Below are 14,398 nucleotides of genomic sequence, written 5' to 3' on the forward strand. Positions count from 1 at the left end.
CGCCCCATAGGGAGCGGGCACCGTCAGCTTATCAAGCCGAACACCAGGATCGCGCCCACCGCGATCGGGCAGAGCCAAGCGATCAGGAAGCGCCACGTCAGGTGCAGCCCGCCGCTGATGCCGTTTTCATCATCGGTCAGGCGCTTGTCCGCGATCCAACCAACGAAAACGGAAACCAGGAAGGCCGACAGCGGCAGCAGGATCTTGCCTGTAAAGATATCGACGATCGAGAAGAAGTTCTGGCCTTCGAAAATGCTGAAGTTCAGCGGATGCCAGTTTTCCAGTGAGTTGAACGACATCGCCGACAGGATACCGATCGCAAAGGCAAGGATGCCGAGGCCGATGGCGGTCACCGCCCGTGGCAGGCCCAGGCGCTTCATCACCCATGCCGTAGGCGCTTCGAGGAGTGCGACCGAGCTGGTCAGCGCGGCAAACAGCACCATGACGAAGAACAGCAGCCCGATGAACGATCCCGCCGGCATGGTCTGGAAGCTGGCCGGCAGCACCTGGAACATCAGCGTCGGGCCACTATCCGATGCCAGGCCTGCGGCGAAGACAATCGGGAAGATCGCCAGCCCCGCGATGATGGCAACCGACGTGTCCGCCGCGGCAATGATTGCGGACGTGGATGCAAGGTTCGTCTTGCGGTCCGCATAGGCACCATAGGTTATCATCATCGCCGAACCCAGCGAGAGTGAGAAGAACGCCTGGCCAAGCGCGGACAGCATGACATTGCCATGCAGGAGCCGCGACGGATCAAAAGCGAACAAAAAGGCAAAGGCCTCTCCCGCCGCGCCCGTCGCAAGGCTGTAGAGCGTGATACCGATCAGCAGGATGAAGAAGGTCGGCATAAGATAGACCGCGATCTTCTCGATTCCGCCGCCCACACCCCGTGCGATGACGAAAACGGTCACCGCCATGAAGAGCGCGTGCAGGCCGATCATCATTCCGTTGTCGGCGAAAAGCGCCGGCAGATAGCCCTGCACCTGCTCCAGGCTCTCCCCCTGAAAAGCGCCGCCCAGCAATGCGCCATTGCCGATGCTGGTGGCGACATCGCCCGCGAACAGGCCGATATAATAGATCACCCAACCCGCGATGACGCTGTAGAAAGTAAGGATCAGGAACGCGCCCAGCATGCCGATGCCCGCCAGCGCAGACCAGGCAGTCGAAGCACCGCTATCGCGCGCCACCGTCTTGGTACTCTCGATCGCGTCCGCCTTGCCGTGCCGCCCGATCAGCGTTTCCGACAGCAGCACCGGAAGACCGATCAGCACCACGCAAAAAATGTAGAAAATGACGAAAGCGCCGCCGCCATTGGTGCCAGCCTCCGACGGAAACCGCCAGAGATTGCCCAGCCCGACCGCCGATCCCGTTGCCGCCAGGATAAACCCCCAGCGTGAGGACCAGCCCTCGGTCGTCTGCTTACCGGCCGCTGCCGCCATATTTTATACCCCTCGCTCGCATTTTTTATCTCACTGAAGGCTTAGGGGCCTGAACGCCAGAATACAAATTCCCCTCCCTACGCCGCCGGCAGTCGCAGGCGGCAAATGGTTGCTAAGTCCGGTGCCCCGAGGGTAGGGCCGCATCATAATCGAACGTTCCGTTCGTCACCGCACTGGAGAATTCATAATGCGAGGTATCGTACTGGCAGGAGGCAGCGGGACGCGCCTCTATCCGGCCACGCTTTCCGTGTCGAAGCAGTTGCTACCGGTCTATGACAAGCCGATGATCTTCTATCCGATTTCCACGCTGATGCTGGCGGGCATTCGTGAAATTCTGATCATCTCCACGCCGCGGGACCTGCCGATGTTCAAGGCCCTGCTGGGCGACGGTTCAAACTTCGGTGTTGAGTTCTCCTACGCCGAGCAGGCTCATCCAAACGGCCTCGCTGAAGCGTTCATCATTGGGGCCGACTTCGTGGACGGGCACACGAGCGCCCTGATCCTGGGCGACAATATTTTCCACGGCTATGAACTCGGTCGCCGCTGCGCCGATGCGGCCGCCTCCGCCTCCAAGGGCGGCGCGAACGTATTTGCCTATCGCGTGGACGATCCGCAGCGTTACGGCGTCGTCGCGTTCGATCCGGAAACCAAGCAGGCGAACGACATCGCCGAAAAGCCGGAAAACCCCAAATCGAACTATGCGGTCACAGGCTTGTACTTCTATGACGAGCAGGTGGTGGACATCGCGCGATCCATAAAACCCTCCGCACGCGGCGAGCTGGAAATCACCGACGTCAACCGTCACTATCTGGAAAAGGGGGAACTGGACGTCACGCTCCTGGGCCGCGGCTACGCCTGGCTCGACACCGGCACGCATGACAGTCTTTATGACGCCGGCGCCTTCGTGCGCACGATCGAACACCGCACCGGCGCCAAGATCGCCTGCCTGGAAGAAATCGCCTTCAATGCCGGATGGCTTGGCAAGCAGGAATTGCTGGACCGCGCAGACGGTCTCGGGAAGACCGGCTATGCCGACTATCTGCGAAAATGCACGGAGATGGCGCTGTGACCGATTTTCGCTCGCTTTCCCTGCCAGAGGTAATTGAGATAACTCCCGATCGCTTCGGCGATCATCGCGGCTACTTCAGCGTGGTATTCAATCAGGATACCTACGCCCAGAATGGTATCGCCTGCGAATGGATGCAGGAAAATGAGAGCTTGTCCGCCAAGCGTGGGACGGTGCGCGGAATTCACTACCAGCTGCCGCCTTTTGCGCAGGCCAAGCTGGTCCGGGTACTGAGCGGCAAGATCTTCGACATCGCGGTGGACCTTCGGCGCGATTCCCCGCGCTTCGGTCAGTGGGACGGCTGCGAGCTTTCTGCCGACAAAGGCAATCAACTCTTCGTACCGGCAGGCTTTGGCCATGCGTTCATGACGCTGACCGACGATGTCCTGGTGCAGTACAAGGTTGATGCCGCTTACGCTCCCCAGAGCGAGCGCTCGATCCTATGGAACGATTCCGCTATTGGGATCGACTGGCCTTCGATCGATGACGCCGTGCTTTCCGGCAAGGACGCCGACGCCCCCCGCATTGGCGACCTTGGCCCGGACGAACTTTTCTGAATTTATCCCGAGAAGGACCGACATGAATACGATCCTCGTCACCGGCGGTGCCGGCTTCATTGGCTCGGCGGTGGTGCGTCGCCTCATTGCGGAAGGCCGCAAAGTCGTCACGCTCGATAAGCTGACCTACGCCGGCAACCGGTCGTCCCTGAAGGACGTGTCGGAATCGCCCGCGCACGTCTTCGTGGAAGGCGACATCAGCGATACGGCGCTCGTTTTGTCGCTGCTGCGCGACCATGAAGTGGACGGCGTCATGCATCTGGCCGCGGAAAGCCATGTCGATCGCTCGATCGACGGACCGGGCATCTTCGTGGAAACCAATGTGATGGGCACAGTCCGGATGCTCGATGCCGCGCTGGAATATTGGCGCGGCCTGGACGATGCGAAGCGCAGCGCCTTCCGCTTCCACCACATCTCCACCGATGAAGTGTTCGGCGAACTCGAATTCGACGATACGCTGTTTACCGAAGAAACCGCGTACGCTCCGAAATCGCCCTACTCCGCCTCCAAGGCCTCATCCGACCATTTCGTGCGGGCCTGGCATGAAACCTACGGCCTGCCGACCGTCATCAGCAACTGCTCGAACAATTACGGACCCTATCATTTCCCCGAAAAGCTGATCCCGCTTACCATCCTCAACGCGCTCGAAGGCAAGAAACTGCCCGTCTACGGCCGCGGCGACAATGTGCGCGACTGGCTCTATGTCGACGATCATGCGCGCGCGCTCGAGCGGGTGCTGACCACGGGCGTGCCCGGCGAAAGCTATAATGTCGGCGGGAACGAGGAGCGCACCAACCTCGCGGTTGTCGAAGCGATCTGCGATATCCTCGACGAAAAGCGACCCATGGAGAGCGGATCGCGCCGCGACCTGATCGAGTTCGTCACCGATCGTCCTGGCCATGACAAGCGCTACGCCATCGATGCATCCAAGATCAAATCCGATCTGGGCTGGACGCCGGAAGAAAGCTTCCAGTCCGGTCTCGAAAAGACGATCGACTGGTATCTCGACAATGAGTGGTGGTGGGGCCCGATCCGCTTCGGCTCCTATGACGGCACGAGGCTGGGCACCAAAAAATGAAAATTCTGGTCACCGGCCGCAACGGACAAGTCGCCCAGAGCATAGCCGAAATGGCGGCCCGCGGACCGCATGAGCTGGTCTTCGGCGCACGGCCTGAACTCGATTTGCTCGATCCCGAGAGCGTTCACCGGACCGTCCGCAAAACCAAGCCAGATCTGATTTTCTCCTGTGCCGCCTACACCGCGGTCGATCAAGCCGAGGATGACCCCGACGTTGCGATGGCCGTGAACGGTATCGCACCGGGAGTGATCGGCGCGGCCGCTGCCGAAGCAGGCATACCGGTCATCCATCTCTCCACCGACTATGTTTTCGATGGCAGCGGCGACAGACCCTGGACAGAAAACGATTTCGTCGCCCCGCTGGGCGTTTACGGCGAAACGAAACTTGCCGGGGAACGCGCGCTCGCCGAAAGCGGCGCAGCTTATGCGGTGCTACGCACCGCCTGGGTCTACAGCCCGTTCGGAAACAATTTCGTAAAGTCGATGCTTCGCCTCGCCGACGGCCGTGATGAGCTCGGCATTGTTGATGATCAGCATGGTAACCCGACTTCTGCCATTGACATTGCCCAGGCACTGCTGACCATTGCCGATCATAACGGACTGTCAGATGGCGATGGCCTCAACGGTATCTATCATTTTGCTGGAACAGGTGATGCAAGCTGGGCTGATTTCGCTCAGGCGATCTTTACATTCAGCGACGAATTCAATGGACCTGTCGCAAGGGTCAACCGAATTGCCAGCGCTGACTTCCCGACCAAGGCAAAACGCCCTGCCAATTCGAGACTCGATTGCCGGCGATTTTCCGAAACATTCGGCTACGATGCACCCGGCTGGCGCACGTCTCTAAGGCCAGTGGTGCGCCGTCTGATCGAAGAACGCGGTAACTAATCTTCGAGGCGAGGCCGCTTCGCATCAGAAAGGCGGAAGTGGCTCCGCCTCGTAGAGCGATTGCAGCCATTCCATCTGCCGCGGCAGAGAGACAGTGGTTAGATCATAGTTCGCAATCACATGCTCGCGCGCCTTTGCGGCCATGGAGGCTCGGCGCGGTTCGTCTTCCAGCAGCGAGCATACCTGAGCGGCAAGTCCGTCGGGGTCGAAAAACGGGAAAAGAAGGCCGGTCTCACCATGGCTGATCACTTCCTGCAACGGGGCAGTATCGCTAGCCACCACCGCTGTGCCGCTCGCCATTGCTTCAAGCAGGCTCCAGGAAAGCACGAACGGATAGGTCAAATACACATGGACCTTTGAAACCGCCATCAGCTGAGTGAAGACATCATAAGGGATATTGCCCACGAAATGCACGCGGCTCATATCCAATTCGCCGACCACTTCCCCCAGGAAACGCTCCCGCCAGCTGCCTTCCGGCGGCGCGGCACCATAACTTACACCGTTACCGCCTACAATGATGACGCGGGCATTGGGTCGTTCGCGCATGAGCTTCGGCAACGCGCGCATGAAGATATGGTAACCGCGATAAGGCTCCAAGTTTCGCGCAACGAAGGTGATAACCTCGTCCTGGCGGGTAAGGCGCTTGCCACTCCCAAGCTGGATTCCAGCATCGGGACGCGGACGGATGTTGCGCGTATCGATCCCATCATGGATTACCGTAATACGATCGCGGAACTCATCCGGATAGGTATCGGCCTGAAAATTGGTCGGTGATATACCGGCATTCGCCATCGGGAAATGAAGCCGCTGCGTCAGGGCTTTAAGCTTGGCACGGCAATCGGCGATGATCGGATCGCCTGCGCTCTTGAACTCCGGATCGAAATTGATGTCCGTCCCTTGCGCTTCGTAAAAGAACTCACAGTAAATGCCGAAGCGCGCTTCCGGCCAAACATTCTTCAGGAACAAGGTATCACCCCATCCCGGATGACCCACGATCACGTCCGGGACATAACCCTCCTGACGCAACCCAACAGCCGATTCCAAAGTCACATGCGCGCGAATGACTTTCGCTTCCATGTCACGCGCCCAGCTGTCCTTGGAATCGCTTCCATGGCGGGAGATAGAGCGCGTCGCTGTAACGCCGTTGGGGATAGGCGCTGCGTCGTTCATGGTCATCGCATGAACCTGATTGCCACTTTCCACCAGCGCAGCAGCCAAGTGGCGAAATTGACCTGGAAAGTTCTGATGAGCGAAAAGAACTCTCACGATATTTCACCGTTTCCAAACATCAGCAGGTTCATAGAACTTCGCAGGCCCTACTGTTCGCGGAAAGCGTCGTTCTTCACCCGCGTGAAGGGGGTAAGGATGTAATCTAGGATCGATCGCTTATCACCCGTCAGATTGACGTCGGCGATCATACCCGGAGTGATAGGAAGCAGTGTGCCATTCTGAGCTTTCAAGCCCTTCGCGTTCGCACGAACGCGAACATTATAATAGGTCTCGCCCGTCCGCTCTTCGACGATAGCATCGGGCGAAATGTTTTCGACACGCCCTTCAAGTCCGCCATAGATCGCATAATCGTAAGCGGTAATTTTAATAAGCGCATTTTGGCCCGGAAAAACAAACGCGATGTCATCCGGTTTCACCCGTGCCTCGACAACGAGATTTCCTTCGCTCGGAACGATCTCCACCAAAGGCTGACCTGCCGACACCGAACCGCCCACCGTACTGACAAGCACACGGTTGACGCGGCCCTTCAACGGAGAACGGACGACAGTCCTTTCGAGACGATCCTCTGCGGCGGGCAACGCGCTACGTTGACCGGCCATTTCAGCACGGGCGGCGGTCAGCTCGTTTGCTGCATCCGACCGCCGTTGCTGGCTGATCTGCCGCATGGCGGAATTAGCCTCCCCGACGGCTGCACGTGCGCGCGATAGAGCGGCGGCGGCCGAGGCCACCTGGCTTTGCGCCACGTCGTAATTACGCTGTGCCTGAATCAAAGAAGCGCGAGGCTCAACCCCATTATCGACCAGCGGTCGCAACAAATCGAGCTGCTCCCTTGCTGCGTCCCGCGAACTGGCGGCAGCGGCCTGATTTGCCTGTGCCTCGGAAACTGCACGCTCAGCCTGGATCACACGATCTCGCGCCGCAGCCAAGGAACTGTTGAGATCGGATTGACGCGATTGGTACAAAGCGCGCTCGACCTCGGCCTGATTGGCAAGTTGCGGATTGTCGGTCGGCACGAAGCGTGGCGCGCGGCCCACAACTTCTGCTTCCAGGCGCTCCACCTTGTAACGCAGCGCCTCGTAGGAAATTTCGCCCGCGTCCAGATTGGCCGTACTGACAGTGTTATCCAGCTCAACCAGCGGCTGACCGGCTTCCACCATCTCACCTTCGCGAACCAGAATGCGATCAACGATACCGCCCTCAAGGTTTGAAACTCGCTGAAGCTGCGCGGTCGGCACCACAACACCGCGCGCGTAAACAGTCCGGTCCAGCTCGGTAAGTGCGGCCCAAACGAAGAAGAAAATGATAAAGACTACAATCCCGCCAAGCAGCAGGTTCGACGCTTTCGACGGATTAAGGCGATTGCTCATCGAGTCGAAAATCGAGGAGTCTTCCTGCTTCATGCTGCCGCCGGACGTGAGAGTTTCTGAAGAACCGCATCGCGTGGTCCATCCATTTGAATCTTACCATCCTGAATGAGGATGATGCGCGTACAGAGACTAAGCATCGGCGTACGATGAGTGATGATAATCATCGTGCGATCTTTGGTCTCTTCCTGAAGCCGCTGAATCAGCGCCTGTTCGCTTTGCGCATCCATGCTGCTGGTGGGTTCGTCAAAAATGAGGAGACGCGGCTTACCTGCGAGCGCGCGAGCAAGCGCAATACTTTGCCGCTGACCGCCCGAAAGGCTCTCGCCGCGATCGGAAAGTTTGACATTATAGCCGTTCGTGATGCGCGAAACGAAGTCGTGCGCACCGGCCAGCTGAGAAGCACGGATCATCTCATCATCATCAATGTGCGGATGTTCCAGTGTAATGTTCTCACGGATGGAGCCGGTCAACAGAACGCTCTCCTGCAGGGCGGAACCAATATGCTGACGCATGCTAACCGAATCGATCTCATTGAGATCCGAGCCGTCCAGCAGAACCAGCCCTTCAGCTGGCTCATAAAGACCGAGCGCAAGCCGCGCGATGGTCGATTTTCCCGAGCCAACACGGCCAAGAATGCCGACCCGCTCACCCGGCTCAATTTTCAGGTTCACATGTTCCAGCGCATAATCTTTTGCACCAGGATACTTGAAGCTCACATCGCGGAATTCGACGCGACCCTCGATGCGATTAAGACGGATCTTGCCATCACCTTCGTTCTCGTGCGGTTGCTGCATGAACTGGTTCAGCGTGCGATAGGCAGTACGGCTGGCCGTAAGACGGGACAGAAGCTGAGCGATCTGGCCCAACGGCGCTACCGCGCGGCTGCTAAGAAGCGAACATGCGATCAGGCCACCTGTCGTCAACTCACGGTTCTCGACCATCAACACGCCGATCACGATGACGCCAGCGTAAGACATGGTCTGCGCCGCATTGGCGACGTTCGTAGACAGCGAGGCGATCAAGCGCTGGCGCGTGCCCAGCTCCGACTGCATGTCGATCGCTTGCAGCCAGCGCCGCGTAAGCAGATTGCCAGCGCCCGTAGCCTTGACCGTCTCTATACCGCCGATCGCCTCAACCAACACAGACTGCTTGTGCAGCTTTTCGTTCATGGACTCGGTGGCGAGCCGATCCATCGCCGGAAAGGTAACCACACCGGCAATGACCACGAGAGGAACCATCAACAGGGGCACGACTACCACCCATCCCCCGATTAGCGCGACCACGGCTAGCGAGAGCAGGATGAAGGGCACATCGATGAATGCGGAGAGAGAGGCAGACGCGAAGAAGTCCCTGAGCGTCTCGAGTTCGCGCAGCGTACCGGCAAGTGCGCCGGTTGAGCCGCGTTTGTTGTCGAGACGCATTGCGATCAACTTGCGGAATGCCGAATCGCCGACGTCCCGGTCTACATTAGCCCCAGCGATATCGACGAAATAGGACCGCAAGGTCCGCAACGCAAAATCGAAAAAGATCACAAACAGAAGCCCGATGGTCAGGCCCGCCAGCGATGTGGTGGCGTTGTTCGGCAGCACGCGGTCATATACCGTCATGGTGAAGATCGACGTGACGAGACCAAAGGTGTTGATCAGCGCGGCAGCGACCGCGACCTTCATATAGGTCGAGCGGTTCTGTAGCATCGGCTCGACAAGCCAGCGGGCGAAACGCGGTTTGCTTACCGTGTAAAGATTGGAATCACTCATTCGGACAACATCATTTCTGTTGTGGGCCTAATATCAAGTGCCCCGAGAAGACGCCCGGTGCGCGCGAGTAGCACGTAATAAGCTGCATCGCGCTGGGTTAATCCGTCGACATAGGCAGCAGCCGCCGCGAAATAGGTATCGTTGGCGGCAAGCACGTCGAGAAGACTGCCCCTGGAGTAGCGGAAGCGCTGCGAAATGGCATCACGCGTGGTCCGGCTCGCGATATAAGCTTCCTTCAGCGATTGCAATTGGGCTTCCAGGGCCTTCAGATCGCTGAAGGCAATCGCTGCATCGCGCCCTGACTCCTCGCGCACCCGAACCGCCCGCGCATCCGATGCCCTGGAACGCTCCCGGGCTTGATCCGCGCGGGCGTCTCCCGGGCCAAACAGTTGCTGACGCACATTCACGATCGCACGGACGTCATAATCCTTCGAGACTTCAAAGGCGCCGTAGCGCCCCGCCGCCACTTGGGCGGTGACCAACGGCAATGTATCCTCACGCGCCGCTTCAGCAGCTTTTTCCGCCGCGCGGGCCTGCGCGCGGGCGGAACGAACCGCCGGAATATTCTCCGCCTCGATCCGTGCCCCTTCGCGCGTAATGGGCGCGGACCCAAGCAGCGGTGCGCGGCCCAGATCCTCCGGAACGGGCTGACCGGTCAGTTCCTGAAACCGCGCTTCCGCGCTGGCGACCTGACGACGATATCGTGCAGCGCGCACGTCCAGCGAAGCAAGCTCGGTGTCCACGCGCGCCATATCTGCGGGCGCCGACTGTCCCTGCTCGATCCGCTGGCGCATCTGATCAGCGCCTTTGGCCACACTCTCCCGATAATCGGACGTGAGCTGCAACAACGTACGCGCGGCAAACAGATCATACCATGCGCCGATGGTGTTGAGCGCGAGTTGCGCGGCAACATTATCCACGTCGGCAAGCGCCGCCTGGATGGTCGATTCGGCGGACGATATCCGGTCTACCGTGGCGCCGAAATCGATCAGACGCTGGGTGACGTTGCCGGTGATGTCGGTGCGAGCGTTGGGGCGCGCGCGCTGAAGGAGATTGTCCAGTTCGTTGCGGAAACTTTGCGCGATCACACGGTAGCTGGAAAGCCCCACTTCGACCTGCGGATACTGGGCGCTTTCCGCTTCATCCTTCACCTCCTGCGCCTGACGCGCGAGGGCCTGCGCCTCATCAATCGACGGGTGCATGCGCACGCCGCTCTTCACAATTCCGGTGAAGTAGGCCGCGTCGCCAGAGCGGTCTGCTAGGATGAGGATGGGATCGGTTGCGGGATCGATTGCGAGCGGGCGCGCAACGGGAGCGGGAAGCTCCGGCGCATCATCGGCGCGCGCGGATGGAGTTGCGGTTCCCGACTGCGGCGCCGGCGTAGCGTAAGGCGCGGGCAGCGGCGGCGGGGCCGGTGGGGGCGGCGCGGAACGCGTGTCGGGCGTCAGCGCCGACGGCCGGTCCAGCGGAACGGGATCGAGCGGCCGCGGCGTGGGCGGCGGCGCTGCGGGATCGACCGCTTCGGACGGGACGGCAACGGAGGGGGTATAGCCCTCCAGAACTTCCTGTGCGGAGAGGCTGCCGAGGGGCGCCAGTGCCGCACAAACGAAAAGACCCGCCAGAAGCGGGCGAGCGATCGCGGTGGAATCCAATAACTTCGCGGATTGCATACGCATGAATGAAGCGGCCTTCAGAGGACGGATACTGGCGACGGGCAAAGCCCGATGTGCGCGTCATTTGTGCAGGGCATGGCCGAGAACCCCTGCGTCATAAAGCAAAAAAAGAAGGGCCCCCGCCGAAGCGAGGGCCCTTCCCTATTCATCGCCGATCTTAGATCTGCGGAGCGGCCGAGACGACGGTGAAGTCGTTCGCCGTCAGCTCGGTACCCGGGGTCACCTGAGCGACCAGGGCCGCTGCGTTGCCGCCGGCGCCGTCCGCATCGAAGAAGATGCGACCGGTCGATTGATCGTACACGATCTGCGCCGTACCAGCAGCAGAAGTCGTCTCCGTACCGCTGACGAACTGCGAGGCATCCAGCGTACCCGAAGAACCGTTCATCAGACCGTTGAAGTCAGTGGTCGATGCCCCGTCGACAAGCTGGAACTTGTCACCCTCAGCCTTGCTGAAGTCCTGAATGGTATCAGCGTTGCCGGCACCGTAGTTCTGGAACACGAAGGTGTCCGCACCACCGAGGCCGATGAGAACGTCCTGACCGGCACCGCCGGAGAGAATATTCGCGCCGTTGTTACCGATGATGCGATTGGCAGCATCGTTACCATAAAGGGTCAAGGAGTCGGTGGATGACTGATCTGCAGCAGAGAGCTGCTCGATCTGCTGAACCGTACCCGCCGCAGCGCCGTCAGCAACGTTGTTGGCGTCGTTGGTAGCGAGCGAGTAGTTTACGCTCGTGTAAACGGTGTCAAAACCGTTACCCGCGCTTTCAACAACCCGATCATTCGAGTTCCAAACGCGGTAAACATCGTCACCCGCGCCACCACGGAGTGTATCAAGTGCGCCGGACAGACCGCCGTCACCGTTCAACACGTCGTTACCTGCGCCGCCGGTGATGACCTGCGAGAACTCGTTACCCACGAGGTACACGCCGCTCTTCACGCTCGTAGCGACCGAGAGGTTATCAACGTTCACGCCGGCGGCGAGATCGTAACCACCCGTACCAGCGAAGCTGATGCTGTTCGGGCCGCCCTTGGTGTCGATGATGACATCAGAAGCGTCGTCCACAACAAACGTGTCATTGCCCGTACCGCCGATAAGCGTGTCCGTACCGCCACCGCCGTTCAGCGTAACCGGACCAGCAGCGTTCGCACCATCGATAACCTGACTGGTCTCGTTGCCCGTCACAGTCCTGCCGCCCATCACGCCAGTACCATTAAACGAATTATCGAGATTAATACGCTCAATTTCGACGTTTTTCGCAAGTGTGTAGTTATTATTACCCGTGAGGTTGAGGATGTCGTTGCCGCCACCCGCAGCTTCCTGAATGACACTGTTGTCTGTTGCCGTAGCGTTGGCAGTAACATTGTAAGTGTCGTTGCCGCCAAGACCAATCAACGTGTCCTTACCGCCACCGCCAGCGAGCGTATCATTCCCCATTGCACCGATGATCGCTTGCGCGTTGGCATCACCGGTCAGGGTGTAATTGATAGAACTCGAAGACTGATCGAAGGCAGAAAGGGTTTCGATAGCCGATCCGTTTGCAACCACTGCCAGATTGGTCGTCGCCGCACTGGTGTAAATAACATCGGTGCCACTGGCGTCGATAACTCGATCATTCGCAGTGTAGATGCGGTAAACGTCGTTACCAGCACCGCCATCTAGCGTATCGCCCTGAGTAGTAACCGCCGTGCCGTCAGTGGCTTTTGTCACGTTGCCGCCATCGAGAACGTTATTGCCAGCGTTGCCCGTAATGGTCTGATTGTACCCATTACCAACGAGATAAACATTGCCATCTTCTGTCGCAGCAGTTGCCGTGATCGACGTTACATTCACCCCATCAGCCAAGTCAAAGCCGCCGGTTTTCCCAAGGAACTCGACCGCATTGGTTTCGTTCGTCGCGTTGTTATCCGTAGAAGTCGAGTCCTGAATAACGTCGTCAGCGGAGTCCACGCGAAACGTGTCCGAACCCGCGCCGCCGATCAGCGTGTCGGCACCGCCGCCACCGTTCAGCGTGACCGGACCGCCCGTAGCAGCGTTACCGGTGACTGAAGCATTGATCGTCTGACCGAGCGAGTTACCAGTGATTGTGCCGGTATAATCAGCATTCGTAACCTTAATGGTTTCGATCGAAGCCGTATCACTATTGGTGGAAAGATTGAAGTTACCGGTCGTGCCGGTAAGGTTCAGCGTGTCATTGCCTCCGTTGCCAGCTTCCTGAATCACTACGGCGCCCGAAGCAGCCGCATCCACGACATAAGTGTCGTTTCCACCAAGACCGATCAGCGTGTCGGCACCACCGCCGCCGTTAAGGACGTTCGCACCCATATTGCCGGCGATGATCTGTGCGTCAGCGTTACCCGTGAGGTTCAGGGCAGCCGTACCACTCTGATCGGCAGCCGAGATGGTCTCGATGCCGGTGCTGTTCGTACCAGCAAGCGTATTGCTTGCGTCCCAGGAAGCGACGATCTGGCCGCCAGCGACGAGCGAAGCAGCATCGACATAAACGACGTCGTTACCAGCGCCACCCTGGACCTGATCGGTCGGGTTACGAACGGCGAAAGTATCATTACCTGCGCCGCCGATCAGCGTATCACCAGCAGCACCCAAGGTGTTGCGACCGCCATCAAGCGTGTTCGCAAAATCGTTACCGGTAAGCGTCTGACCACCGACTTCGTTACCGATCAGGTAGCTACCATTGCCCGGCTCGCTAATACCATAAGTGGTGGAATTAGCAGCAGTGGCGAGGCTGAGGTTTTCGACATAAACGCCAGAACCCAGAACATAGCTACCGCCAGCGATAAGAGCATCCGTACCAGCGCCATTCGCTTCGTTGATGATGTCACCAAGACCGTCAACGACATAGGTGTCATCACCCGCGCCACCGGTCATCGTGTCAGCGCCGGTTCCGCCGTTGAGCAGATCATTGCCTTCGCCGCCATTGATCGAGTCATTGCCAGCAGCGCCCATCAGCGAGTCATCGCCAGCGTCGCCGGTGATCGTGTCGTTACCGCTACCGCCGTTCAGCGTGTCATCACCACCGTTGCCGATGATGCTGTCATCAGCGCCGTCAAGCGCTGGAAACTGCGTCGGCGTAATGGTATCAGCATTACCTGTACCTACATACGTAGCCATCTCAAAAACTCCTCGATTAAAACTCAAACTTCCGCGCGAGGGCGTTCCACCCCCCTGCTTCCCCAACCGCTTTGAGCATCAGGGTGCGAATGTCAATTCATTCTCACCTGGCGCTCGCACCATTAAAGCGTAGTTAACGCCTCGACGACATCGGTACGCCCGTCGGCGTAATCGGTTCCGTCGATCAGAGTTGCGGATGCGACTTCTA

At 59.1% G+C, this 14,398-nt stretch carries 10 protein-coding genes; 4 read left to right on the top strand and 6 right to left on the bottom strand.

From position 1 onward, the window contains the following. Positions 1-23: 23 nt before the first annotated feature. Positions 24-1,442, bottom strand: a complete 1,419-nt coding sequence (locus tag H7X45_RS05925) for a sodium-dependent transporter (protein WP_187336588.1) — start codon at positions 1,440-1,442, stop codon at positions 24-26. Between the two features lie 187 nt (positions 1,443-1,629). Between H7X45_RS05925 and rfbA the strand changes: the two genes are divergently transcribed. From rfbA to rfbD, 4 genes are read left to right on the top strand one after another with little or no spacing between them, the layout of a single operon-like run. Continuing rightward, positions 1,630-2,511 carry a glucose-1-phosphate thymidylyltransferase RfbA gene (rfbA, locus tag H7X45_RS05930; protein WP_187336589.1) on the top strand — a complete coding sequence of 294 codons (882 nt, stop codon included), beginning with the start codon at positions 1,630-1,632 and terminating at the stop codon, positions 2,509-2,511. Then, a complete protein-coding gene (rfbC, locus tag H7X45_RS05935; RefSeq protein ID WP_246449739.1) occupies positions 2,508-3,065 on the top strand; it encodes a dTDP-4-dehydrorhamnose 3,5-epimerase in 558 nt (185 codons plus the stop codon). Before rfbA ends, rfbC begins: the two co-directional genes overlap by 4 nt. A gap of 22 nt (positions 3,066-3,087) precedes the next feature. Beyond that, entirely contained in the window at positions 3,088-4,143 is a 1,056-nt protein-coding gene (rfbB, locus tag H7X45_RS05940) for a dTDP-glucose 4,6-dehydratase (RefSeq protein WP_187336591.1), read from the top strand. Further along, positions 4,140-5,030, top strand: coding sequence for a dTDP-4-dehydrorhamnose reductase (gene rfbD, locus H7X45_RS05945; protein ID WP_187336592.1), 891 nt, complete (start codon positions 4,140-4,142; stop codon positions 5,028-5,030). The genes rfbB and rfbD overlap by 4 nt, the downstream gene beginning before the upstream one ends. A 24-nt stretch (positions 5,031-5,054) precedes the next feature. Here rfbD and H7X45_RS05950 read toward each other — a convergent pair whose 3' ends face one another. The 5 genes from H7X45_RS05950 to H7X45_RS05970 form a co-directional block, all read right to left on the bottom strand. After that, positions 5,055-6,206, bottom strand: coding sequence for a glycosyltransferase (locus H7X45_RS05950; RefSeq protein ID WP_214645521.1), 1,152 nt, complete (start codon positions 6,204-6,206; stop codon positions 5,055-5,057). Between the two features lie 140 nt (positions 6,207-6,346). Then, entirely contained in the window at positions 6,347-7,660 is a 1,314-nt protein-coding gene (locus tag H7X45_RS05955) for an HlyD family type I secretion periplasmic adaptor subunit (RefSeq protein WP_246449742.1), read from the bottom strand. Continuing rightward, positions 7,657-9,384: a type I secretion system permease/ATPase gene (locus tag H7X45_RS05960; RefSeq protein ID WP_187336594.1), complete on the bottom strand. Its 1,728-nt coding sequence runs from the start codon at positions 9,382-9,384 to the stop codon at positions 7,657-7,659. The genes H7X45_RS05955 and H7X45_RS05960 overlap by 4 nt, the downstream gene beginning before the upstream one ends. Further along, entirely contained in the window at positions 9,381-11,060 is a 1,680-nt protein-coding gene (locus tag H7X45_RS05965; RefSeq protein ID WP_187336595.1) for a TolC family protein, read from the bottom strand. The genes H7X45_RS05960 and H7X45_RS05965 overlap by 4 nt, the downstream gene beginning before the upstream one ends. Before the next feature lie 154 nt (positions 11,061-11,214). Continuing rightward, a complete protein-coding gene (locus H7X45_RS05970) occupies positions 11,215-14,190 on the bottom strand; it encodes a beta strand repeat-containing protein (RefSeq protein WP_187336596.1) in 2,976 nt (991 codons plus the stop codon). Between the last annotated feature and the right edge of the window lie 208 nt (positions 14,191-14,398).

Origin of the sequence: Novosphingopyxis iocasae (genome assembly GCF_014334095.1) — a bacterium.
GTDB lineage: Bacteria > Pseudomonadota > Alphaproteobacteria > Sphingomonadales > Sphingomonadaceae > Novosphingopyxis > Novosphingopyxis iocasae.

Excerpts from the sequence above, each read along its gene's own strand:
- H7X45_RS05925 (WP_187336588.1), bottom strand. The coding sequence starts at position 1,442 with ATGGCGGCAGCGGCCGGTAAGCAGACGACCGAGGGCTGGTCCTCACGC.
- rfbA (WP_187336589.1), top strand. The coding sequence starts at position 1,630 with ATGCGAGGTATCGTACTGGCAGGAGGCAGCGGGACGCGCCTCTATCCG.
- rfbB (WP_187336591.1), top strand. The coding sequence starts at position 3,088 with ATGAATACGATCCTCGTCACCGGCGGTGCCGGCTTCATTGGCTCGGCG.
- rfbD (WP_187336592.1), top strand. The coding sequence starts at position 4,140 with ATGAAAATTCTGGTCACCGGCCGCAACGGACAAGTCGCCCAGAGCATA.
- H7X45_RS05950 (WP_214645521.1), bottom strand. The coding sequence starts at position 6,206 with ATGACCATGAACGACGCAGCGCCTATCCCCAACGGCGTTACAGCGACG.
- H7X45_RS05955 (WP_246449742.1), bottom strand. The coding sequence starts at position 7,660 with ATGAAGCAGGAAGACTCCTCGATTTTCGACTCGATGAGCAATCGCCTT.
- H7X45_RS05960 (WP_187336594.1), bottom strand. The coding sequence starts at position 9,384 with ATGAGTGATTCCAATCTTTACACGGTAAGCAAACCGCGTTTCGCCCGC.
- H7X45_RS05965 (WP_187336595.1), bottom strand. The coding sequence starts at position 11,060 with ATGCGTATGCAATCCGCGAAGTTATTGGATTCCACCGCGATCGCTCGC.
- H7X45_RS05970 (WP_187336596.1), bottom strand. The coding sequence starts at position 14,190 with ATGGCTACGTATGTAGGTACAGGTAATGCTGATACCATTACGCCGACG.